General features: G+C 42.9%; 19 protein-coding genes and 1 pseudogene. 2 read left to right on the plus strand and 18 right to left on the minus strand.

The features are described from left to right. From FJM65_RS20405 to FJM65_RS20470, 14 genes and pseudogenes are all read right to left on the minus strand, one after another. Positions 1-85 (minus strand): annotated as a pseudogene (locus FJM65_RS20405) (hypothetical protein); the annotation flags it as partial. Between the two features lie 57 nt (positions 86-142). Continuing rightward, positions 143-1207: a glycosyltransferase family 4 protein gene (locus FJM65_RS20410; RefSeq protein ID WP_140624095.1), complete on the minus strand. Its 1065-nt coding sequence runs from the start codon at positions 1205-1207 to the stop codon at positions 143-145. Between the two features lie 107 nt (positions 1208-1314). Next, positions 1315-2484, minus strand: coding sequence for a glycosyltransferase family 4 protein (locus FJM65_RS20415; protein ID WP_140624097.1), 1170 nt, complete (start codon positions 2482-2484; stop codon positions 1315-1317). A 1-nt stretch (position 2485) separates the two neighbouring features. Further along, a complete protein-coding gene (locus FJM65_RS20420) occupies positions 2486-4066 on the minus strand; it encodes an alginate lyase family protein (RefSeq protein ID WP_140624100.1) in 1581 nt (526 codons plus the stop codon). Beyond that, entirely contained in the window at positions 4038-5159 is a 1122-nt protein-coding gene (gene wecB, locus FJM65_RS20425) for a non-hydrolyzing UDP-N-acetylglucosamine 2-epimerase (protein ID WP_140624102.1), read from the minus strand. The genes FJM65_RS20420 and wecB (FJM65_RS20425) overlap by 29 nt, the downstream gene beginning before the upstream one ends. A 12-nt stretch (positions 5160-5171) precedes the next feature. After that, positions 5172-7349, minus strand: coding sequence for a bi-domain-containing oxidoreductase (locus FJM65_RS20430; RefSeq protein WP_140624104.1), 2178 nt, complete (start codon positions 7347-7349; stop codon positions 5172-5174). After that, on the minus strand, positions 7346-8425 hold the full coding sequence (locus FJM65_RS20435; protein WP_140624106.1) for a glycosyltransferase family protein: 1080 nt from the start codon (positions 8423-8425) through the stop codon (positions 7346-7348). Before FJM65_RS20435 ends, FJM65_RS20430 begins: the two co-directional genes overlap by 4 nt. Next, positions 8425-9729: an O-antigen polymerase gene (locus tag FJM65_RS20440; protein WP_140624108.1), complete on the minus strand. Its 1305-nt coding sequence runs from the start codon at positions 9727-9729 to the stop codon at positions 8425-8427. The genes FJM65_RS20435 and FJM65_RS20440 overlap by 1 nt, the downstream gene beginning before the upstream one ends. Before the next feature lie 11 nt (positions 9730-9740). Next, on the minus strand, positions 9741-10241 hold the full coding sequence (locus tag FJM65_RS20445; protein ID WP_140624110.1) for an acyltransferase: 501 nt from the start codon (positions 10239-10241) through the stop codon (positions 9741-9743). Beyond that, a complete protein-coding gene (locus tag FJM65_RS20450) occupies positions 10210-11472 on the minus strand; it encodes a lipopolysaccharide biosynthesis protein (protein ID WP_140624112.1) in 1263 nt (420 codons plus the stop codon). The genes FJM65_RS20445 and FJM65_RS20450 overlap by 32 nt, the downstream gene beginning before the upstream one ends. Before the next feature lie 10 nt (positions 11473-11482). Beyond that, positions 11483-12601, minus strand: coding sequence for a non-hydrolyzing UDP-N-acetylglucosamine 2-epimerase (wecB, locus tag FJM65_RS20455; protein WP_140624114.1), 1119 nt, complete (start codon positions 12599-12601; stop codon positions 11483-11485). Between the two features lie 206 nt (positions 12602-12807). Further along, positions 12808-14115 carry a Vi polysaccharide biosynthesis UDP-N-acetylglucosamine C-6 dehydrogenase TviB gene (gene tviB, locus FJM65_RS20460; protein ID WP_317131350.1) on the minus strand — a complete coding sequence of 436 codons (1308 nt, stop codon included), beginning with the start codon at positions 14113-14115 and terminating at the stop codon, positions 12808-12810. 160 nt (positions 14116-14275) lie between these two features. Beyond that, the gene (locus tag FJM65_RS20465) at positions 14276-16630 is read right to left on the minus strand and encodes a GumC family protein (RefSeq protein ID WP_140624116.1); all 2355 of its coding nucleotides are present in this window, start codon (positions 16628-16630) and stop codon (positions 14276-14278) included. Positions 16631-16649: 19 nt separating this feature from the next. Then, the gene (locus FJM65_RS20470) at positions 16650-17435 is read right to left on the minus strand and encodes a polysaccharide biosynthesis/export family protein (protein ID WP_140624118.1); all 786 of its coding nucleotides are present in this window, start codon (positions 17433-17435) and stop codon (positions 16650-16652) included. 376 nt (positions 17436-17811) lie between these two features. Here FJM65_RS20470 and FJM65_RS20475 point away from each other — a divergent pair, with 376 nt between their 5' ends. Next, positions 17812-18711 (plus strand): flavin reductase family protein, encoded by a 900-nt coding sequence (locus FJM65_RS20475; protein WP_140624120.1) that lies wholly within the window; start codon positions 17812-17814, stop codon positions 18709-18711. 117 nt (positions 18712-18828) lie between these two features. Here the strand turns inward: FJM65_RS20475 and FJM65_RS20480 are convergent, their stop codons facing one another. Further along, a complete protein-coding gene (locus tag FJM65_RS20480) occupies positions 18829-19593 on the minus strand; it encodes an outer membrane beta-barrel protein (RefSeq protein ID WP_140624122.1) in 765 nt (254 codons plus the stop codon). Between the two features lie 376 nt (positions 19594-19969). Continuing rightward, positions 19970-21901, minus strand: coding sequence for a nucleoside-diphosphate sugar epimerase/dehydratase (locus tag FJM65_RS20485; RefSeq protein ID WP_140624124.1), 1932 nt, complete (start codon positions 21899-21901; stop codon positions 19970-19972). Positions 21902-22496: 595 nt separating this feature from the next. Here FJM65_RS20485 and FJM65_RS20490 point away from each other — a divergent pair. After that, complete coding sequence (locus tag FJM65_RS20490; protein WP_140624127.1) at positions 22497-22829, plus strand: hypothetical protein; 333 nt, start codon at positions 22497-22499, stop codon at positions 22827-22829. Between the two features lie 71 nt (positions 22830-22900). Here FJM65_RS20490 and FJM65_RS20495 read toward each other — a convergent pair whose 3' ends face one another. After that, a complete protein-coding gene (locus FJM65_RS20495) occupies positions 22901-24025 on the minus strand; it encodes a DegT/DnrJ/EryC1/StrS family aminotransferase (RefSeq protein WP_140624129.1) in 1125 nt (374 codons plus the stop codon). Position 24026: 1 nt separating this feature from the next. Next, a complete protein-coding gene (locus tag FJM65_RS20500; RefSeq protein ID WP_140624131.1) occupies positions 24027-24623 on the minus strand; it encodes an acetyltransferase in 597 nt (198 codons plus the stop codon). Positions 24624-24633: the final 10 nt, after the last annotated feature.

A 24633-nucleotide genomic window follows, 5' to 3' on the forward strand; every position in this document is an offset into this window, starting at 1 on the left:
TGCCGATGTTGACGAGCTCGCGGCCGCTGTAGCGCTCCATCAGGTAGAGGCAGGCCTCGGCCAGGTCGTCGGCAAAGAGGAACTCGCGGCGCGTGGGGCCGAGATAGCTATTGTAAGAAGTTAAATTGAAATATTACGGTCGCTACGCTAGCTGCTTTTCTAACGCACCATTCTTGCTACGCAGCATCAACACTGGCAGTTGGCAAAATACAAAAGCCGTTACCACTATCAGAAACAGCACAACATGCTGCCCCAGCTCTTGTGACACAAGGGTAAGCAAAATAAAGTAGAGATTAGCTGCATAAAGAATTACAGCTGACCTTCTGTGGCTATAGCCCAGGTCAAGCAGCATGTGGTGGATGTGGTTGCGGTCGGCACTGAAAGGAGAGCGTTTTTGTAGAATACGAATTGTAAAAACACGCAGGGTATCTACCAGGGGAATGATTAGGATTGCCAGCGCTACCAGGGGTGTGGAGATGGGCTGTAGGCTAATAGGTTCAATGATTAGCTCTGCATTTAAAAACCGGACACACAAAACGGAAAGTACAAATCCAATAACCAAAGCGCCCCCGTCCCCCATGAATATCTTAGCTTTGGCAAAGTTATAACGCAGAAAAGCCAGCAAAGCCCCTGCCGTGGCAAAAGCAATAGCCGCCGCGTTGACATTGCCGTTGTATAGGAAAAGCGCTCCGAAGGCCGCAGAGGCAATCGTACCAACCCCTCCTGCCAATCCATTAATGCCATCGATTAGGTTGACGGCATTGATAATAACGACAAAGACAAACAGAGTAAAGAGAACACTGATAACATAAGGCAGCTCATTTAATCCTAAAAGGCCGTAAAAGCTATGGATTCGTAAGTCTCCGTAGACAATAACCAAACCGGAGGCGACCAGAAGCCCTACCAGCTTTTTAAGCGGATCTATGGCTACAATATCGTCTTTCAGGCCCAGCAGGAAGATGATCACCAGCGAGAGGACGATCCAACGGAGCAGACTGAAGTTGAAGCCCTCTGCCCAAAAGAGAACAGAGAAAAAGATACCCGCAAAAATGGCAACGCCCCCTAGGGCAGGAATTGTCTGGTGGTGCAGCTTTCGTTCATTCGGCTCATCAAACAAGTTACGTAGTGATGCCACTTTGATTACTGAGGGAACAGCAAAATAAGTGATAATAAAAGCGGTAAGAAAAAATGTAAAAATTTGTATCATGAGAAGCCGCTTGTTAAGCTAACACAAGAAAAAGTTGATCTTTATATTTGTAGCTGAAAATTGCAAACAATATAAGTCTATTTCAACTACAAATATAAAGATATTTATTACTTAATATAGGAAGTAATTGAAGCTGACAACTTTTTATTAATCGTTTCTCTTTTAAAATTCTCAATGAATGTCTTCCTGTATTCATTTTTATAACGATACGCTTTTAATTGCTTCACAAAGCTATCTACATCACAAGGTTTAAATAGTATCTTGTTTGACAAATACTGATCGATAAATTTACTTGCATAACCGGCTACTCCGGCAATAACAGGTTTATCAAAGGTGCCTAGTTCAAAAACTTTAGAAGGCAACACTTTTTCAAATGCTTTGTAGTCGTTTAAATGGATAAACAAAAAATCAGCCTCTCCATAGAGTTGAATTAGCTCTTTCCGTTGAACAGGTTGTCGTAACTCAACATTATTAACTTTATGGGCGACTATTTCATCTAGGAGCTTCTGCTTGGCTCCCCCATCCCCGATGATCACGAACTTATATTCCTTCCCTAACTTGGCAGCGGCTTGAGGTACTATTTTATGAAGTCCCTGGCCCTCTCCAATATTACCCGCATACATAATGGTCTTGACGGTGCCGGGCTTCTCCTCTGAAAGCGGTAAGCTCAAAAACACATCATCAATGCCATTTGGGTAAGAAGAGTAGGACGGTTTTCCATACTTCGTAAAATACCCTTTGAATCCCTCAGAGATCAGATTAATGTGCGTAGCATTAGAAAAGACCTTTCTTTCCACTCTTCGAAAGACAGGCACCAGTGTTTTCTGGACAGCGATGTTTTTCACGACATCTTCTATCGTATCGATAAAGATGTCGCGTATGTCCAGGTAAAGAGGGATGTTTTGCTTCTTGGCAATCGTATAGCCTAAGTACGCTGTAAAAAGCTTCGAAGAGGAGGCAAAAACTAGATCGTATTGCTTGTTCTTGGTAAGTTTTCTTACTTGCGAGAAATATGACCAGAATGACTTCACTTGATCTGAAAAGCCATTTTTATGGACAGGTATATCTAACCTATGAATCAGCAGGTTGTCACGCACTTCCTGAGCCGGAGCTGCAGTTTTAAAGCTACTGTATCTGTTAGGTTTTGTGGTAAATAGCTCTACTGTTGCTTTGCCCTTAACTTGTTTAGCCAATTCTGCCGCCAAAGATGAGTTACGGAAAGAGCAGGCACTTAAGTCCGGCTCAAAAAAAAAGGAAAGGTATAGGATGTTTTTCATACTAATTTAAAAAGCTGATCGTAGTAATTAGCTTATCATGAAAGCGGACAGCAACACGCTGCCCCTCCAGATAAGAATTATATCCATCAGCCATTTGATATGGTGAAAGATTCACTGAGAGTGCTTCGTTGAATGTGAGCGAGATATAATTATCAACCACGATAGTACTTCCCTTTTGCTGCACTTCCCGATCCGGGTGAATGTGGAAATAAGCAACTATTTCAGTTGCCTCTTCGCCCTGCACTTCGTCCTTTATAACAACTTTTTCACTAAAAATGAATTCACGCGTATGGGTTACCCCAATGTTTTTATAGCCATCATGTGAGGCTCGTAGCTGAGTTATCTCATCTTTTTCAATTTTTACCTGCGCCCTGCTCCCTACCCGAAAAGAACTCCAAACCTGAGATTGATTCCGCCCATTAACAACGACTGTATTATGTGATGCTGAGGAACGTTCTAGCGCCCTGCGTTTATCGGTTTGATAGGTTGAGGTACCCACCTCCACAAATAAGGGCTTTTTATCCGCGTACATTACAAAAGACAAGGCGTCTGCGTGCCCATGTCCCGGCTGATAGGAGGGTCCGATTGCCGCCACATCCACGATGCATTCGTAACTTTTAAAACCATACTTTCGATAACCAGAATCAGATAGATTCAGCGCCTCATCGGCTACTATACCTAACTCTGCAGCATACTGCAGAAGAAAGGCGCTGTTATAAGAGATACCGTTCGCGCTATCATTAAAATGCGGGATATCCCCATTTAAATAGGTCATGTGCTGTAGCCACGAAGACATCTTCACAGCCTTTTCCTGCAGAAAAGATTCAAAAGCCGGATCCTTACCTTTCCAAGTGGAATACCAATCCAACAGCTCCAATAAACGGAAGAAGATGATTTGGTGGTACATGGGACTGAGCTCAAAATGAGCGCCGTCTGATAAGACCTGTTCTTCTAGTTCTTCCTGCAACAGTTGTTGTGCCTTTGAAACCCATTTTCCGTTCGAGAAAAAGGCTCCTCCCATCATTAGGGCAAATGCATTCTCTAATAAGTGGTTGCCCAGCAAATGGAATTCTGGACGGCAGTATAGGAAGTTCAGCTCGCCCTGGAGTGCCGATAAGATACTATCATCCTGAAATTTTCTTGCACTCAGCAGTCGGATCGTATTAATTGCTCTCAGCGAAGCAGGATAAGGCTCCAGTGGTAGCCGACCTTCTCTTAGCCAAGCATGTAATGACTTCAGCCATCCGATTCGTTTCGCTAACGGTAAATCCTCTTGCAGGAGGTAGTTTACATACTGCAAATTATAATTCCACAATTTGCCGTATTTGCTAAGCGACCAATCGATGGCTTCTCCAAAGGTTGCTGTCTGATTCAAGAAGATGAAAGTACCATCTTCTCGAGCTGCAGGATATACAGGGGGCAAGGTTACAAAACGAAGAAAATGGACATCATCCACTTTATAACCCTGCTCATACGCTGTTAGTTTGCCCGGCTTGTTTAAGCGGTACTGCACCTGGTAGCGTAACTGCTTAACTTTAAGGTGTTTTACCGTGTTATACAGCTGTAGAACCTTCGACAACATTTACTTCAAAGATTGTGCATAAGTGTTCTACAATTCGTTCTGCCGTATGGCCATCCCAAAGTTTTGGAATGCCACCTTTTTTCCAATTTCCGGCAAAGAGTACCTCCAATGCTTTCTCAAGCGCTTTGGGGTTGGTTCCAATTAACTCATTTGTACCAATGGTGCAGGTCTCAGGTCTTTCTGTAGATGTTCTCAGGGTCATACAAGGTACTCCCATCACAGTGGTTTCTTCTGTAATACCACCTGAATCCGTTACCACGCCTTTGGCATGCTGCACCAGGTAATTAAACTCTAGGTAACCCAGCGGGTCCACCACCTTAACATTGTTTAGCTTGATACCGAACTTCTCGATGTTATTCCGTGTACGCGGGTGCATCGGAAATATAATAGGGAGCTGTTCTGTCCCTTGTTCCAGCACATCTAACAGGCTCTTCAACTGTTCGGCATCGTCTACGTTAGACGGCCGGTGCAGCGTCATCACCAGGTATTCTTTCTCCTTCAGGCCAAGCTCCTGCCAGAACGGTGGTTGCTGAAACTTTGGCATCTGCTTCAGCAGCGTATCAATCATCGTATTCCCCACAAAGAAGATCCGCTCCTGCTCAATACCGCTGTTCAACAGGTTCTGATTGGCAATATCTGAAGTTGTAAAAAAGTAGTTTGTGATGCTATCTGTTACTAGCCTGTTGATTTCTTCAGGCATAGCCCAATCACCAGAGCGGATACCTGCCTCTACGTGGGCCACTGGTATCTGTAGCTTTTGCGCTGTAATGGCACAGGCCATAGTAGAGGTTACGTCCCCTACTACCAGCACAAGCTCAGGTCGGTTTTCCAGAAGCTCTTTTTCGAAACGCACCATAATGGCAGCCGTTTGCTCTGCCTGCGTGCCCCCTCCAGCCTCCAGGTTTGCATCGGGCTCCGGAATGCCCAGCTGCTCAAAAAAGTCACCGGACATTTTTTTATCATAATGCTGGCCGGTATGGATCAGTCGGTAAGACATATCTTTTCCCTGTTGTGCTGCATTTCTGATTGCCTCAATGATTGGGGCAATTTTCATGAAGTTAGGGCGGGCACCGGCAATAATAGTAACAAGCATATTATTAAGGGTTTAAACAGAAGCTACGTATAGCTCCTTCTCTTCACTTTTAAGTTCTGTTTTCTTATTTTGAACATTGACCCACTGCCCAGTCTTCAGGCTTTCTATAGCTGCAAAGCTGGCAAGCGTGGTATTTACAATTTCATCCATTGGAATAATTGCCTCTCCCCCATTTCTCACATTCTCAACAAGCAGACTGAATTGGTTGGCATGTCCCTTGTCTTGCCCAGATGAAGCTGAAGAGAAACCTTTGAATCCGTACCCCTTCAAGCTTCTCCAGTTATCCAGCACCAGGGTCTTCTCTTGACTGTATACCTCTACCCTCTCTTTTGCATAAGCCTTACTACCGTTGGCAAAGTAGTTTATGACAGCATTGGTACCATTCTCGTATTGCAATAGGATGGTGGCGTTATCTGTATTTTCTTCCGGGTTTACCCCCATAGCATTCATGCATACTAACTTGACCATTGATCCTGCTAAATAAGAGCAAAGGTCAATAAAATGGCAAGCTTCCCCGATGATTCGGCCACCGCCAGTTTCCATATCCTGTACCCAGGAATCTGCCGGAATAAAACCGGCATTGATGGTTGCTACTATATTAATAGGGGTATCACTGTTGCCAACGAGCTTCTTCATTTTGGCTGCCAAAGGAGCGAAACGCCTGTTGAATCCAACATTGATAGTTTTCTTTTTTAAAGAATAAGCTCCAATGATTTCACTAAGTTCTTGCTCATTTAACGCGAGTGGCTTTTCAACAAATACATGCTTATCTGCCTGTAGTGCTTCCACGACCATAGAGGCATGCATATTATGCCGTGTAGTTACCAGCACAAGATCTACTTCCGGGTCCAGCAGAAGCTGTTTATAGTCGGTCGTTGTGTTTGCAATACCATACTTTTTAGCAAGCGTAGTACTAGATAAGCCTCCCGAACTGGCAATATACTTTATGGAGGCATTGGCCTTTTTCAAGGATGGTAGAATCATGGCGCTGGTAAAGTTTCCTGCACCAATTATACCCAGAACACCCTTTTGGTCAGAAAAGGAATTAGTTAGTAAATTGACAACTCTCTCTGGTGTCTGATTTTTATCTTCGTATACCAGTATGGAAGCAATAGAACCAGATGAGGACATGTTACCATATATCTGCTCGTACTCAGCTAGCGGCACACGTTCTGTTATGAGAGGAGTGACATCCAAAACACCAGAGCTAATGGCGTGCAACACAGCCTCAAAATTCCGCTTTTCGGTCCAGCGTACAAAGCCAATCGGGTAATCATTCCCTTTTTGCTCGTAGCTTTCATCGTAGCGGCCAGGGCCATAGGAGCAGGATACCTGAAAGGTAAGTTCCTTTTCGTAAAAATCGGCACGGCTGATGTCCAACCCAATCACACCGATCAACACAATACGCCCGCGCTTCCTGGACATTTGAGCAGCCTGGGCGATAATCTCATTGCTTTTATTAGAAGCAGTGATGACCACAGCATCAGCACCAATCTCATTAGTTACTGTCTGCACCAACTTTACCTGGTTAATACCTTCGGCAGGATTGTAAGCTAATATACCAGCTTGTTCGGCAAGCTTCACCTTGCGAGCATCAAAATCGAACCCTATCACCCTGCAGCCGTTAGCCTTCAGCATCTGCGCTGTAAGCAAGCCAATAAGACCAAGTCCCACTACTACAACAGTTTCACCGAAGGTCGGATTAACTAAGCGTATGCCCTGTAAACCTATAGCTCCAATTACAGTAAACGCCGCTTCTTCGTCTGATATATTATCCGGAATACGAGCTGCCAGGTTCTGAGGAACAGAGACGTACTCCGCATGATGCCCATTGGACGCTACTCGATCACCAACCTTAAATTCATTAACCCCTTTCCCAACAGCTACAACCTTACCGACATTACAATACCCTAATGGCAATGGCTGACCTAGCTTGTTGAAGACAGCATCCATCGTAGGTTTTAGCCCATCCGTTTTCACCTTATCCAGCACCTGCTTCACCTTATCTGGTTGTTGGCGGGCTTTTTGTAGAAAATTGGCTTTACCAAATTCAACCAGCATGCGTTCTGTACCAAGTGATACTAGGCTACGGCTTGTTTGGACAAGTACTTGCCCGGATTTGACTATAGGTGCAGGGACTTCTTCTAATATTGTGTCCCCAGATTTAAGATCTTGTATAATTTGTTTCATTTAATATTATTTAACAAACTAACTTCAACCATTTTTTTAAATTCAAATTCTTTTTCGAAAAGTCGCCTTCCATTCGTTCCCAATCTTTTACTTACTTCAATAAAACTATCACATTTAAGTCTTCCCCAACTTTCGTCATAATTATAGTTAACAGTCAGTCCAATTTCTTCTGAAACAATAAAATTAGAGTTCTGAACTTCTGGATTAGTAATTACAGGGATTCCCAGCATCATTGCATCATAAACTTTATTTGAGGCAGCTAGACGGTTTATTTCTAATGCTGGGTCATACAAAGAAAAAATCCCACAACAATGAAGTATTTTTTTGAATAATTCGGCCTGTGGAAGGTAATCATAATAGGTAATATTATTAAGCTTAACAAAATCTTGCTTCAGGGATAAATTATAGAATTTCCCAATTAAAGTAAAATTAACACGAGGATTATCTTTAGCAAAAGCTAATATTGAAAGAATGCCTCTTCCTTCAGATATATTGCCAATAACTGCAAAAGAGTGATTTAACTCCCGCTTTTCAAACTTACCTGAAAAATAATCTTGGGGACTATTATATATAATAATATTATTGTGTTTATGATCAAGAATTCTATTCTTGTCAACATGTATCACATATTTAGCATTCTTCATTATATGCGCATCAATTTTCATTAATATTTTTTTCAAAAATGATGGCATAGAGTAACTCAGAGCAAAAGAGTCATGTACTTCATAAATATATGGAACTTTTGTAAACGGTTTTGTTACAAAAAACACCAAAGCAGTGTCAAAATTTACTGCTATATTCTCTATATTTTGTATTTTTTTATAATTTTTAATAATAAACAGCAATAAATTAGCAGTAAATCCTATATACTTCATCACTAACTTCTTTTTATTACCATATCCTCCCCCTCGGATTAAATAATGAGCGCTTTCGTTAAAATCAAATTTTAAAGATTCTTCGCTTCTTTGCCAGCCATACAGACGAAAAGGAACTCTATGATCAGAAAATATTCTAAAATATTTCTGTAACCTGACGTTAGAAACATCATCACTTTTATAAAAATTGAAAGCCCTCATTAAATTCTTATCTTTTTAATAATTTGAATCATCATAGCCAAAATAAAACATATAAATACTTTATTTATCCAACCTCCTAAATCATCAAAAAATATAACAAAGCCGAACAACCATAAAAAAATGATTAGGATGCTGATATCTTCAAGTTTAAGGATATAATTATATACCTTTTGATATATAAAGCCTAATAAGAAAGCTGGAATGAAGAACATTAATTTAAAATTATAATATAATTCAACTAATATACCTGTTGTTAAGCTTGAATCATACCCTCCATTATAGGTCCTTGTATCGGGAAACATAGTTAATGCTAATACAGGCCCAGTAGTAAGAGCTTTATCTGCAAAAATAAATCTTGGAACCCAATTCAAGAAAGAACTGAAAAAGGTAGTGGGATAAATTCTAGGAATGTCATTATATAGTAATGCAGAAAGTAGTTCAATATGACCAAACGCAAGTGGGATAGTAACTTCCTTATTTAATGATTCAACACGACTGAGTACCCTATCAAAATTAAACTCCGTCCCTAAAAATTCAGTGCGCAGTGCACTTGAAACAATATTAATTTCAAAAAGCAAAGGAATTAAAAAAATAGAAATCCAAAAAACTTTTTTGAAGCCGAATTTTAAGCCTGAGAAAGTTATTATAACAAAACTTAAAGGATAGAGAAAGCCCCCCCTATGAAATCTAAATAAAAAAAATAGTCCGCACACCAATGCTATGACACATAATGATGTGATACTTTTTTTATAATGAATATATTCATTTATGAAATAACCTGTTAAGAGATACCCACTATACCCTAGGAAGAACAAATAACCTGTTCCTTCTGCAGCTGAAACTCGATTATCAGAACTTTGTAATATTGAAGTAATATTAAAGGATATAAATATTCCAATAAGAACAAAAACACTTAGGGTAAGCTTTATATACTTTTTGTTTTGGTAGTCAGAAACAACTATTTTTTTTGTCGTTACCTCCCCTGTAGTTACTTGACCTAAAAAAAAGGCTATTAAAAAAAATAATGTGATACAAACACTAAATATGAGGTTGTCTATAGAATAAGTAAATAAGGAGTTCGTATCAATATATTTTATATTTATTATAAAAGGTATAAAAACAAACTTTAAAAAGAAACAAAATCCGAAAATCAGAAAAAGAAGATTATTCCATTTAATTTGAAATTTGATTATAAAATACCATACACAAAAAAGTGAAGCTAGAATAAGGGACAGCTCAAGATTTCTACCTGAAGCAATAATTATTGCTACCGTAGAAAAAAAGAAAAATAACTGTCTTATCATCTTAATCTTTTTTAAATAAACTTGTTTAGGTATTCTTTGCTGTTTATTTCAATCGCTTTACCAGGATTTCCAACAATGATTGAACCATCAGGAAAATGACCTCTTACGACTGCTCCAGCCCCAACAATACAACATTTCCCAAGTTTTGTACCTGGCAGTATTAAACTTCCTGTACCTATAAAGCAAGAGTCTCCAATTTCCACAGCCCTAGTTCTACCCAAAGGTTTATCCTGTCGAGTTCCATAGTACCCTTGATAAATTGTATCTAAAGCCCAGTCATGAGTTAGGATTCTTATATTACTGCTAATTGTAACATTATTACCTATTTTTATTAAAGAATAATCAGTACCATCAAACCAAACTTTAGCCGATAAATATCTTGGTTTACCATTAAACTTTACTCCCATTTCCTTTAGACAAAAGAATTGAAATTTTGAGCATTTCTCCATAGAAATATACCATAATGGCAAGCGTATGGATCTAAACAAAAACTTTATCGCTCTTTTTTTCATATTTGGTTATTTCAATAATATTCTTAATTAAGAATAAAACTATTAATCCTCTAGAACCTATAACTAATATGGAATAAGTAGTTAAACTAATATCCTGACCCAGTAAAGCTATTAAAAGTGTTGTAAGAATAACTATTGCAGCCCAAATCAAGTTAGCATAAAATACTTTCCAATTTTCCTTAATAATAATGTTAACTTCTTGAGCATACCAGTATGCATAGGTGGTAAGATTAGCTATTACATAAAAAACTATTTCATATCTATAAGCCATTATCTTATTATCTGTAAAAGATATTATTGTTGGGATCAAAAAGGAAACTACTAGAGATGCAGTAAAGGAAAGGCCAAATAAGAATAAAGCTTCAGTAACTACTTTCTTTCTAAACAGAATTCTTTTAGTTTTTATCTTATTTAAAGCAGGAATAGTAACCGAGTTTACGCGGTTAACAATTATGCTTACTAAATTTGTAATTTGTGTTGCAAAAGTAATAATTCCTATTAGTTTGTAATTAGCAGTGAAGGAAACTATAATAAATTGAACAGTAGATAAAACAGGTAAATTAACTAAGGACTGAAGAAAAATCGGCACCAAAATACTTCTTCTACAATTAATATATTCCTTTAATGAAAGAAAATCTATACTAAAATAGTCACTATTTCTGTATCTAAACTTTTGCAACAAATAAAGAACGGATACGAAATAAGCAGAAGTAAAAATTATAAGAGGATAAATGGCAGACTTTATTGGAAAGAAAAATATAAAGGGAATCATTAAAACACCTGTCCAAAGTGTTCGCTTATTATATGCTTTGAATTCATCTATGCCTGAATAAAAGTAGTTGAGAAAATTAAAGATTGTTAAGAAGAGTGTATGCAAGAAAAATAAGATTGGATATATCAATGCAGTACTTCCAAACTCAAATACAATCCAAAAGGATAGAATACTTGATACTGCAATTACAAAAGCAAAAATGATAGCAATATTTTGGCTTAGATAAGTCTTTCTTTTTTCAAAATCAATCTCTATTAATTCGTTTCTTATATTAAGACCTAAAGGAGGTACTACTATTCCTGAAATAGAATTAGAGATCAGAAGCAATAATCCTAGGCGGCCATATTCCTCTAGCGCTAACTTATCTGCAAGAATTAACATTGCAAGAAAAAAAGCCCCTCTATTAAAAAATGCACCAGCTAACTGCCATGCGATATTTTGAAACTTCTGCGGTAACAATGGTAAAACTTTACAAAGTTAAAATATATTCAATAATCCTCTTCGTAGCCTTACCGTCACCATAGGGATTATGTAGCATACACATCGCATTATAGCGTTGCTCATTTTCTAACAGATCTATAGTTTCAGAAACTATTAAATTTTCATTTGTTCCAACTAGTATGACTGTTCCAGCTTCAACTGCCTCGGGCCTTTCTGTTGTATCTCTCATCACTAGCACAGGTTTACCAAGACTAGGAGCCTCTTCCTGAACTCCACCACTGTCAGTTAAGATAATTTTAGAACGGTTCATTAACCAAATAAAATCTTGGTATGCTAATGGTTCGACCAGTATTACATTTGGTACCTCTTGGAGAATCCTATTCACTGGCTCCTGCACTTTTGGATTCAGATGCACTGGATAAACAATTAAAATATTAGGTTTAAGTAATGCTAAGTCTTTAAGTGCCTTACAGATTCTTTCAAAACCCTCACCATGATTTTCTCTTCTGTGTCCAGTAACCAAAACAACTTCTTTATCATTTAGCTTTTCAGACAGTATTTTCACTGTGGGGCTTGGATTAACTTTTACTTTCTCAATACTTTGCAATAAAGCATCTATAACAGTATTACCAGTAACCACGATAGTTGATTCTTCAATATTTTCTTTCAATAAGTTATTTTTAGATGCTTTTGTAGGTGCGAAATGATAATCAGCAATTCTTCCAGTTACCTGCCTATTTATTTCTTCAGGAAATGGCGACCATTTGTTTTGAGTCCTTAATCCCGCTTCTATATGGCAAACTTTCGCTCCAGAATAGTATGAAGCAATGCTTGCTGCCATAGTTGTTGTGGTATCTCCATGTACAAAAACATAGTCTGGCTCAAAAATTTCCAGAATACTCTTTAATTGGATGATGATGTCTGCTGTAAGATTTGAAAGATTTTGATTTGGCTTCATTAGATCAAGATCAAAGTCAGGCTTTATGTTGAAAAACTCAAGTACCTGATCTAACATCTCACGATGCTGCGCAGTTACACAAACTTTTGATTCAAAATGATCAGTATAATGTTGGAAATCTTTCACTAAGGGAGCCATTTTAATAGCCTCCGGGCGGGTTCCAAATATAATCAGTATCTTCTTCTTCATTTTAGCTCCTCAACTGTTTGTTTCTTTTAAAATTTCTAAAAATTTATGTTTAACACTCTACCGCTTAAAGCCCCTATAACTATACTTTGACTAATTCTGCTTGATACATAAAAGCTGTCACAGAATTATAATTTGAACCCTACTACATCAACTAGTGCAGCACTTATGAAGACTAACAGCACTGCGCATCGCACCACTTCTTATCATTATAACCTTGCATCAGTCAAATTCTTTGGCATTGCACATTTCACATCATATATCACAGCATTTTCTTTACATATTTTGCTCAAATCAAGTGTCAGAAACTTATCATGAGAAACAGCCAATATTACTGCATCGAAGTTACTTGTACTGTTCATTTCTTTAACAGAATTCCAACCATATTCATGCTTAACCTCTGCCGGATCAGCCCACGGGTCATAAATAGTGATGTTGGTATTGTAGTCTTTCAGAGTGTGCAGAATGTCTACCACCTTAGTATTTCTAACATCCGGGCAGTTTTCTTTAAAAGTAATGCCCAACACCAGTATGTTCGCACCTTTCACAGGTATGTCCTTTTTCACCATTAGCTTCACCACCTCGTGGGCTACATATTCACCCATACCATCGTTGAGACGTCGGCCAGCAAGGATGATCTCAGGGTGATAGCCTACCTCCTGCGCCTTCTGGGCAAGGTAATAAGGGTCTACGCCGATACAGTGGCCACCCACCAGCCCTGGCTTAAATTTAAGGAAGTTCCATTTCGTGCCCGCTGCTGCCAATACATCATCTGTATCAATGTTCAAGCGGTTAAAAATCTTAGCCAGCTCGTTTACAAAGGCAATGTTGATGTCTCTCTGTGCATTCTCGATCACTTTGGCCGCTTCCGCTACTTTAATGGAGGTTGCTTTATGGGTACCGGCAACGATAACTGACTTATAGAGCTGATCTACTTTTTCAGCGGCCTCGGGCGTTGAGCCTGAGGTAATTTTTAAGATTTTGGCTACCGTATGTTCCTTATCACCTGGATTTATTCGCTCCGGTGAATAACCAGCAAAGAAGTCCTTATTAAAATTCAAGCCAGATACACGCTCCAGCACTGGCACACATTCCTCTTCTGTTACACCTGGGTAAACCGTAGATTCATATACTACAATATCCCCCATCTTCAGCAATTTCCCTACAGTTTCACTGGCTTTATAAAGTGGCGTTAGGTCCGGGCGGTTGTGCTTATCTACCGGCGTAGGAACTGTAATGATAAAGAAATTACAGCTTTGAATTTTCTCCAACTCAGTAGTGCAGTATAAGCCTTTCGGGCTTGAGCAGTCATGAGTTAACACCTCTTTCAGGAGTTCATCAGCTACTTCCAAGGTGTGGTCGTGGCCGTTATTTAACTCCTGAACCCTCGATTTGTTGATGTCGAAACCAAACGTTTTATATTTCTTGGCAAACTCTACGGCTAGTGGTAAACCAACATAGCCCAATCCGATCACAGCGATACGAGCATTTTCTACTACTGCTATATCTGATGACATACTTTTATTTATTTTATGCTTTTGGTACTGTTAAAATAACCTACCCCTGCCCCTCCCAAGAGGGAAATAATTGTACAAGTAAAATTCTCTAACTTGGAAAGGCAGGGCGATATTTAAAGAGAAAATTTAAAAATCTTTTAATAGTCCCTAATGCTTTACATCAGACCCCAACTCCCGCCTTAAACTTCTTCCACCCCTTCTTTTGACTTTCGCCGTAGCCATAGCCATAAGCATATCCGTAGCCATAGCCATTTTCCTTCTTCGCATCGTTCAGCACGATCATCGGGTGCTTTAGCTTCTTTTGCTTATAAATATCATCAATCACCTCAATCTGCGACTTGTAAGTGTAGTCGTAGCGGATGATGAACACACTGGAATCGGCATAAGGTGCCAGGGTAAAGGCGTCCGCCACCTGACCCACCGGGGCTGTGTCTAGCAGCACATAATCAAAAGTTTCCTTCAGCGTTTCAAGCAGGTGCTGCACCTTAGGGCTCATCATCAGCTCTGCAGGGTTAGGTGGTACCGGGCCAGAGCCGATAGCGTATAAGCCATACATTTCGGGTACCGGGGTGACAATATCCTGAATGGCTACTTTTTCAGAAACCAAGTAATTCGTAATTCCTAAGTCATTAGAGAGGCCCATGTCCTGCATCAGGCGCGGCTTGCGCAGGTCAAAATTTACCAGCACCACTTTTTTACCGGTTAGGGCTAAGCTGGCACCAAGGTTAATGCTGAAGAAGGTCTTACCCTCACCGCTCATACTGGAGGTAACCAGGATCACCTTGTTCTCTTTGCCGACCGTAGAAAACTGCAAATTGGTACGGGCCAGGCGGAAAAGTTCTGTCACGGCACTGCGGCTATTCTCCCTTACCACCAGCTTTTCAGGGTGCTCACTATGAGATATTTCTCCCAGTATTGGCGTTGCAGTGGCTTTTTTCACCTCCTGCAGCGTCTCCACCTTATCGTTCAGCAGGTCCTTTATATAAATAAAGGCAAAAGGCATACCCATTCCTAACAAAATAGCCAGCAGGTAGATGAGTTGCTTTTTAGGCTTCACCGGCAGGTCGCCGGCCATGGCCGGATCGATCACACGGGAGTTAGAGACTGTGGCAGCCAGGGAAAGCGCAGATTCTTCCCGCTTCTGCAACAGGTACAGGTACAGTCCTTCTTTGATACCTTGTTGGCGGTTAATCTCCAGCAACTCACGCTCCATCGCAGGCACCTGCTGTATCCTGGACTCAAACTGAGCAGAACTTGCCTGTAGGTTATTACGGGTAATCTCTAATCCTTTTTTGATGTTCTGCAGGTTCTCCAAGATGTTTACCTTCAGATTGGCCAGCTGATCCGTCATGTTCTGGACAAGCGGATTATTAGCCTTAGTGGTGCGCAGCATCCGCTGGCGCTCCAGTTGCAACTCATTAAACTTCGTGATCAGCCCCAGCAGGGTCGGATCCTGAATATTAAGGGTGCTGGGCACTACCTCAAACTGCTCATCTTGTTGCTGGCGCAGGTATTTTTCAATGGAATTCAGCACATCCAGCTGAATCTCGAACTGGGCTAGTTGCTTATTATACTCACTTGCCTGCTGCAGGTACAGCTGCGCTTCAGAACTCACATCTGTCAGCTCATTCTGGCGCTTATACTGCTCCACATTCTTCTCCACATCCGTCAGTTCCGTTGTCAGGAACTTTAGGCGCTCATCAATAAACTCAATAGTGCTGGCGGCTACCAGGTTTTTATCCTCCACGGCCTCCTTGTTGTATACCTCTATCAGTTTGTTGATGATGTCTTTGCCCTTCTCCGGCACCGGGTCCACCAGGCTAATAGTCAGCACGCTTGCTTCTTTATTTACCGGCGCCACCGTCAGTTCTTTGTTATAGTAGTCAGCCAGTTTGCGGATGTCGTGGAAGCGTATGATGAGCTGTTGTTTATCTTCCGGAGCCACACCGGCAGCCGCCACTACCGTAAAAGTTCCGTAAGGATGCTTTATCTCCTGACCGAACTTGTAAGAAGCACGCTGCTGTCCTTCGGCATCGGCAAGTTCAAAGCTGTTATTATCTTTCAGCTGCAAGACCAGCTCCTGACCAAAAGCCGCAGAGTCTAGTTTGCTCACAATAACACGCAACGGTAGGGAGCGCCCGTACACTTCTGATGTTTTTACATTGCCCTCTACATAATAGGAAGTATAGAGCGAGAGCTCCGACAGCACGCGCTGCATCAGGCTCTTGGACTTGAGTACCTGTATCTCGTTATCGATGTTTTTAGTAGTCTTGAACAAATCCAGGTCGCTGAACACGGCATTGCCGCTCAGGTCCGGGCCTTTTTTATCGTCTTTAATCAGGAGGGTACTACTGATTTGGTAAGCAGGTGTCGCGTAGCGCAGGTACACAAAAGCCAGGCCTAGGCACAGGATCACCCCCAGCACAAACAGGTACCAATAGCGCAGGTACCGCTGCAGGATGCTTTTGATGTCTATTTCCTCAGACTCAAATTGAAAGACCTCTTTCTCAGACATACTATGTAATAAATAATGCTTAAAATAACCTAGACGCGACTACAATGGCCAATGATGTAACTGCTGTAATGATGGAGAGGGTACGGGTATTGGTGCTAGCCTGCACCTGCTTCATGCGGTCCGGCTCCACATACACCACATCGTTCTGCTGCAGGTAAAAGTAAGGGGAGTTGAGCATCTCCTTGTTATTCAGGTTCACGCGGGCCATGGTGCGCTCGCCGTTTCCCTCCCGAATGATGAGCACGTTCTCCCGTTTGCCGAAAGCAGTCATGTCGCCGGCCATACCCAAAGCTTCCAAGATATTGATCTTTTCGGATGGAATCGTGAAGGTGGACGGGCGGCTTACTTCGCCAATCACGGTGACACGGTAGTTCAGGTACCGGATATTGACGATGGGATCTTTTAAATATTCATCCAACGCCGCGGCCAATTTGGCTTTTGCTTCTTCCTTGGTGAGACCGCCTATAGCCACCTTTCCCAGCACCGGAAATTCGATGTTACCGTTCTTATCTACTAGGTAGCCTTCGCTGTGGATATTGGTGGCGCGGTTGGAGGCGCTGAAATCGGTTATAGTGCCGGCTGGTGGAATCACTCCCTTATTAAATACAGCGTTCGCTTCCGGGTTCAGGCTCGTCACGGAGATACTCAGCAGGTCGTCAGCCTGTATCTTAGGCTCAGTGGCATTGGTCACCTCTTCTTTATAAACTGCCTGCTCCTGCAGATCACTAAAATAAGCTAGGTTCCGGGTGGGGCCGCAGGAGCTTATGAAAAGAAGAGCGAAAAGGTAGATTAAGTTAAATTTCATTTCAAGGTAAAGCGTTAACTTATAAGCTGTAGCAAGATATCAAAGCGAAACCTTTTTCGCTGATTGTCGTAGTTAGCTCATTTTGCAAATGTAAGGCTTAAACCTGTTAAAGCATTAAAATTGGTTCAAAAAAAATTCGAATCATATAATATTCATACCTTCATAGCGATGGCAGCACGGCTAGTTTGGTGCAGAGGCGTAAGATTAACTTTCATACTTTATTGCATCCCTCTATGATGGCAAACTTGTCCAATTTTCAAACCAGTGCTTCGCTGCCTCTAACACTATATTTTAGAAGATATTTCGTAAGTTGCAGCAACAGCCTGGCTTTATCTTCATCCACAAAGTCTTGCGCTTTAAATTGTAGCTACAGCACATGATAACGATCGACCCTCACCTTACAAAAACAGCGGAGGTTCACGCTCTGCTTTTAGGAGCTATCGCACCGCGCCCCATTGCTTTTGTGAGCACTACGGATAAAGAAGGGAATGTGAACCTAAGCCCTTTCAGCTTCTTTAACGTCTTCAGCGCCAAGCCTCCTATTTTGATATTCTCTCCTGCCCGTCGGGTAAGCGACAATACTGCTAAACACACCCTGGAGAACGTACTGGAAACAAGGGAGGCAGTGATCAACATAGCCAACTATGAACTGGTAGAGCAAATGTCATTGGCCAGTACCGAGTACGACCGCGGCATCAATGAATTTATCAAAGCCGGTCTTACGCCAACACCTTCTTTAAAAGTCTCTCCGCCGCGCGTGGCAGAAGCTCCCGTGGCCTTTGAGTGCAAGGTAAAGGAGGTCATAAGTTTGGGAGCAGAGGGCGGTGCCGGCAACCTGGTGATTTGCGAGGTGGTGCTGATGCACGTGAACGAAAGTATACTTAATGAAGCTGGTAAAGTAGACCCCTTTAAACTAGACGCAGTAGCGCGTATGGGCGGCAATTACTACCTCCGCGCCAATGGCGACTGCATCTTTGAACTGCCCAAGCCGCTTCGCAACAAAGGCATGGGCATCGATCAATTGCCAGACTTTATCCGAACCAGTTCGATTTTAACAGGCAATAATTTGGCAAGGCTCGGCAACACTGAATCCATGCCTACAGAAGCTGAGGTAGAGGCTTTCATAACCAACCCATTAGTTAACCGCTTGCTGAATAAATATAAAGCCGATCCTGAAGAAGCGCACCAGGAACTGGAAGGACTGGCCAAGAAACTACTGGAGGATGGGCAGACCGAGGCTGCCTGGAAAGCCCTTTTACTTATAAGGAAACTCTGAAGAAACTGCTCCAGTTGTTTCTATGATAAAATCTGTTCTAAAGCAAGAGGCGCTCCCTTTATAAAGAGCGCCTCTAATGTATAATCAAACCAATTACCCTTATTAACCTTAACTATTCTATCTTCCCCTAAATTTAGGATAGTACATCACTTTGACAGAAGCGGTGATAAAATGATCGTTTTTGCCCAGTAAACCTTCTGGATCTACCATGTTATCCAAGTGGTCGGTGGTGGTAAAGTTCAGGTTAAACTCTGGCGCGATGCTAAGACGAGGAGAATAATAAAACTTAAGCCCAGCGCCTACCGGTATGACTGCGGCAATAGTCGGATAATCTGCCTCCGGTTCAAACTTCTCGCCGGTCGCTTTCAGGAAAGAAGAGGATTTGTAGTTGATAAAACCGATACCCGCTTTCAGGTAAGGTACTATCAATCGGCGGTTTTTCGGACGGTAAATGCCACGCCCTCCATAGCTGTTAATCAGGTTGACAACCACTGAACCCGAAGCCCCGATAGACTCCGCGTTGAAAGACTTGTCGTGTCCCAGCGTATTCACATCATCTTCATAGCCTTTGAACCTGGTGAAGTCTACGGTACCGGTTACGGCTACCCTTGGTGTCAATTGGTAAAGAGCACCAATATTCAAGGCGGCACCACGGCCGTTGTTGCGGATGATATTTTTCTCCCCCAGTCCTCCTGAGCGGTTATCGCTGTTCATAACAGCCAGGCCTGCACCTGCCACCACGGCAAACTTCGGCTCACGCTTAAAGTAACGGTACTGGCTTTGGCGAAACTTTGGCTTATAACCTCTTTGTGCCTGCACCTGCACGGCAGAGAGGCTTAGCAAAATAACGGAGGCAAGTATAAAGTAGAGTTTGTGCTTCATAAACAACAATACTGGCTATGTAAAGAGTAAAACTTTGCACAATAATACATATAATAATATTAATATATAAACTATACTTAAAAATAATATTGCCTTTTTTAAGAAACGTAAGGGAATGTTTCAGAAAAAAAGCAATAAGCTTTAGGATGAATTTCTGTTAGTCTACAACTGCAGTCAGGAAGTACCGGTAACACCCTGTTACGCTAACAGCACTTAAAATCTTCTGAATAATAGCTTACGAATGGATATGTTTTAATCTGCATCCAGGTTCCCACTTAACAATTTGGAAACAAGTTGCAGGGTATGTAAAAGTGTCTTAAACCATACGGAGCCCGCTTGTGTGGCGGGCTCCGTATGGTTTAAAGGTTACGCAATCTTAATTTATCTGCAGGTCCAGTTCTTCGAATCGGGAGTTTTTGCTGATATATTCCGGTACAATCTGTTTCATCTTGCGAACAACCTGCAGCTCATCTTTGGTCTTGTTCAGCTGCACCAGCTCGTCGATATCTAAAACCACCTGATCGTAGCTGTAATTTCGCACCTTCGAGATCCTGATCTTACTGTGGTGCGTAGGAATTGTCTTTTCTTCCTCGTTCAGCAGCTCTTCATACAGCTTCTCCCCTGGCCTAAGACCGGTGTAGGTGATCGGAATATCCACCTCCGGCACCAGTCCCGCCAGCTTGATCATTTTACGCGCCAGGTCCACGATCTTCACCGGCTCGCCCATGTCAAAGATAAAGATCTCACCGCCGTTGCCCATAGTTCCAGCTTCCAGTACCAATTGCACGGCTTCTGGGATGGTCATAAAATAGCGCGTAATATCGGGGTGCGTCACCGTCACAGGGCCGCCTTTTTCGATCTGCTGGCGGAAACGCGGAATGACCGAGCCATTTGAGCCTAACACATTGCCAAAGCGGGTGGTGATAAAGCGTGTCTGCGGCACCTGCGTGTAAGGGTGCTTGGTACCATTTACCTTGCCGTGGTGCAGGTTATTCAGCGACTGTATGTAAATCTCGGCAATACGCTTCGAAGTACCCATAATGTTGGTAGGATTCACGGCCTTGTCCGTAGAGATCATCACGAACTTTTCTACCTCAAAGGTCAGCGACAGATCAGCCAGGATGCGTGTGCCTAAAACGTTTGTCAAAATGGCCTCGCAAGGATTGTTCTCCATCATCGGCACGTGCTTGTAAGCCGCCGCGTGATACACCAGGTCCGGCGTATACTCTTTAAACATAGAGTACATGCGGTTAGAGTTGGTAATATCTCCGATAAAGATGGCCATCTTCCCGTTCGGGTGCTTCTCCTCCATTTCCAGCTGCAGCTCGTGCAGCGGCGATTCTGCCTGGTCGCATACCACTAGGAGTTCCGGTTCATAACTCATCACCTGGCGCACAATCTCGGAACCGATAGAGCCCGCAGCTCCTGTCACCAGCACGCGCTTGCCGCGCAAGTCGCTGCTGATGCGCTCGTTCTCAATCACGATAGGCGGGCGCTGCAGCAGGTCTTCGATCTTCAGGTCACGGATCTGGTTCAGGCTTAGCTGGCCCGACATCCACTGCTCGGTGGGCGGCACGGTTAGCACCTTCACGCCCAGTTCCACACAGCGCTCTACAAATAGTTTCTGGTTATCAGACTGCAGATCTTCGGCAAATACCAGCACTTTCTCCACTTTCAGCTTTTGTTGCAGCTTCTCAATATCATCGATATGGTACACACGCTTTTGGTGGATGTGCTTGTCTACTTTATTGGGATTCTCATCCAGGAATCCCATGGTCTGAAAACGCCCGGTGCCGCTGGTTTCAAGGGCCTGCTTCAGCAGAAGCGAATAGCCGTTGGCGCCATAGATCAGCACCCGCTCGCGCACACCCGAAGAATCGCTCCGGAAGAAGAGGAAAAGCGCTTTTGCCCCCATGCGTACCAGGGTCAGTAAAGTGGAGGAGATAAAGAAACTGATGAGCAGCACCAGGTAAATGTTTACCGAGTCGATGTGGTACATCGGCGAGATCCACAGCCCGATCAACGCACCATATGAAAGGCTGGCAATCAGCACAGCGGTAAAGATGCGGTAGATGTCGTAAATGCTGGAGTACCGGATGAGGCCGGTATGGATGCGCATGGTGTAGAAGGTGATCAGCGACACCAGTACAAACAACCCGGTATACACCAGGAAGTGCCCGCGCATGATCTCCTCAAACTCGAACTGTTTAATCACAAAGAAGGAAAGGGCAAACGACCAGCTCATAATCATCTGGTCGATCAATAGCACTATCCACTTCGGAAGTGACTTGTTCAGAAATATTTTCATATAGAAACTTTTACAGCTTTTCCGCCTCCTATTACCTGGCAAGATATACGGTCAGCAAAGCTGCATTTCTTGTAAAATTCTTCAAACGCCAAACAATTTCCAACTACACAAAACTAACAACATTGCGTCAACTATACTACGTTTTATTATACTTTAGTAGTTCGGTTAAAGCGACCGATGCTAATACACGTACCTTCAACGCAGGAGGCTGAGATAAGTTTTAAACTTCTTCTTTTTCTTCCACTGCGTTTTTTTTGCGCTCAGATTCCAAGTATCAGCTGTTAGAATATTAGTAAAACATAATACATAATTTACTAAACTTAGTGCAAATATAGGGTATAAATATGAGACCCTCATCTCTTCTGGAAGTAGAAAAAGATGCTTAAATAAAGAAACCCGCTCTACTTGCTTTAACGTCCATTTACCAATTAAAAAATTAACTACCAACAGCTTACTTACTTAACAGGCTACTACTACCTATTAATACGCTGTTCATAATCTGAAACATCCCTTCATCACTTAAAAAAACGATCATTTTACCTTGTACTTCTGTTCCCTTACGGTATTAGGATGGGAATGCTGAGCGATAACTTGTATGCCTTACCTGGTCATCGCCTACTTTAAATACAAAATTCAAATAGCAATGCGCTGGAACATTAGGCAACCGGGAACTTCTGAATTTGTGGGTCGTATGACATGGTACACGAAATATGAAAACAAACAGGAAGTAATTATGGAAAACAAGAAAGATAAAACCCAGGAGACAATACGGGATTTAGCCAGCAAGGCCAACGCCCAACCAAATCCTAAAGATTATTCCAATACAGCCAACATTAAGGGTGGCGTTAATAAAGGACAACACGGCACGAAGCCCACTGCCAGTCAGCAACATGGGCAGGGCGCTGCTAACAAGAAAGACAACAAATAACTTGTAAAAAAAGCAAAGGGCGCTGCCGCGAATTGGCAACGCCCTTTGTTATATTGCTGGCATCTGTATTTTTACTGAAACAGCCCCTTTAGTTGCGCTGCCACACGCTCCAGGTCAGCCTCAGCTAGGTTAGAACCCGACGGCAGGCAGAGGCCTTTCTCAAAGAGGCGCTCGCTGGTGCCGTCTCCATAAAAGGGCACTCCGGCGAATATGGGCTGCAGGTGCATGGGCTTCCAGAGCGGCCGGGTTTCGATATTATCCTTTTCCAGATGCAGTCGGATGTCTTCCCTTGTTATGGCCCCTTCAATAAGCACCGTGCTCAGCCATCTGTTCGAGTAATAATCCTCTGTGGGCTCATCGGCAAAACGGATAGCCTCAATATTGGCAAAAGCTTCTTTGTAGAAAGTATAGTTGCTGCGGCGCTTCGCCACTCGTTGCGTCAACACCTCCATTTGGCCCCGGCCAATCCCGGCGCATACATTGCTCATGCGGTAGTTATAGCCAATATGCGAGTGCTGGTAGTGCGGGGCAGCATCGCGGGCCTGTGTCGCCAGAAAGCGGGACTTCCGGATCCATTCTTCATTTTTAGACACTAAAGCGCCGCCACCTGACGTGGTGATGATCTTGTTTCCGTTGAAGGATAGGATGCTCATCGCCCCGAAGGTCCCCAGCTTCTGCCCTTTATAGGAGGAGCCGAGCGCTTCTGCCGCATCCTCCACTACAGGTATTTCATATCGATCAGCGATGGGTATGATGCAGTCCATCTGTGCCGGCATACCATACAGGTGCACCACAATAATTGCCTTAGGCTTTTTACCCTTGGCCATGCGATCTTGAATGGCTGCCTCCAGGTGCTCCGGCGACATATTCCACGTCTCTTCCTCGCTGTCCACAAACACGGGCGTTGCACCTTGGTAAGCAATTGGGTTGGCTGAGGCAGAGAAGGTCATCGACTGGCAGATCACCTCATCGCCCGCCCCAACACCCAATAAAATCAAGGCCAGGTGAAGGGCAGCTGTACCTGAGCTCAGCGCCGCGACATGCACGCCTTCTCCCAGGAAGGAAGCCAGGTCTCGCTCAAAGCCATCTACGTGCGGGCCTAACGGCGCGATCCAATTCGTCTCAAAAGCCTCTTTTACATTTTCAAACTCGCTCTCCCCCATGTGCGGGGAAGACAGCCAGATTTTATCGTTCATGTTAACAGTATTTTATAACCTTACTTGGGTTGCCCACCGCCACAGCCTTGTCTGGAACATCGCGAATCACCACAGCTCCGGCACCGATCTGGCACCACTTCCCTATTTGCACGCCCGGTATCACCACAGCTCCGGCCCCTATCCAGGTCCCCTCGCCCACCGACACGTTGCCGCAAAGTACGGCACCCGGCGAGACATGTGCAAAATCCCCCACCCCACACTCATGATCTACTTTGGCTCCGGTATTAATAATGGCATGGCGCCCTACCTGTACACCCGCCTGCAAAATAGCACCCTGCATTACCACAGTTCCCTCACCTATCACGGCACTTGGCGATACGATTGCGGTAGAAGCAAGGACTTGCCCAAACGCCACCTGCAGTTGCTGCGCAAGCCGGGCCCGGATGCGGTTGTTGCCAATGCTAATGATGAGCGGCTCGTCTAGTTCTTGTCCTTCCTCCAGCTTTCCGAGCACCTTTATACCGCACAGCTCCTGCAGGTCCGGGTTATCATCAAATAAACCGGACACCGTTATGCCTGCGCTTTGCAGCATATCGATGATGACTTTGGCATGGCCGCTGGCTCCGTATAGATACATTTTTGAAGTT

It is taken from the genome of Pontibacter mangrovi (assembly GCF_006385705.1).
Lineage (GTDB): Bacteria > Bacteroidota > Bacteroidia > Cytophagales > Hymenobacteraceae > Pontibacter > Pontibacter mangrovi.